The sequence below is a fragment of the Bremerella sp. JC817 genome, from assembly GCF_040718835.1.
In the GTDB taxonomy this organism is placed as follows: Bacteria; Planctomycetota; Planctomycetia; order Pirellulales; family Pirellulaceae; genus Bremerella.
This window is the reverse complement of sequence record NZ_JBFEFG010000073.1, coordinates 1-399: the sequence shown is the minus strand read 5'-3', so window position 1 is coordinate 399 and position 399 is coordinate 1. Positions and strand designations below refer to the sequence as shown.

General features: G+C 68.4%; 1 protein-coding gene. It reads left to right on the top strand.

The window, feature by feature from the left end:
* A partial coding sequence (locus AB1L30_RS00335) for an alpha/beta hydrolase (RefSeq protein WP_367011367.1) occupies positions 1–399 on the top strand: 399 nt, incomplete at both ends.

Sequence of the window (399 nt, the reverse complement as noted above, 5' to 3'; positions counted from 1 at the left end):
TGCACCTGGAAGTGGGTGGGCCCGAAGTGACCGGGTCGTTTCTGCCGGCGTTCCCCAACGCCGACCTCGAACTGCTCCGGAGGGGATGGCATCTTGCCTACCTCGCCGTGCCCGACCAGTTCGGCTCGCCCCGGGCCATGGACCACTGGGAGACGTTCTACGAGATGCTGGTCCGAGATCACGGATTCTCGCCGAAGCCGGCCCTGATCGGACTGAGCCGGGGGGCGCTCTACTGCATGGCCTGGGCGGCACGGCATCCCGACCGGACGCTGCTGGTCTACCTCGACAACGGTGTCTGCGACTTTCGGAGTTGGCCGGGCGGGCGTCCCAAGGGGCTGGGCGAGGGGAAGGGCTCGCCCGAGGAGTGGTCCAAGCTGCTGCGGGCGTATGGCTTCCGGG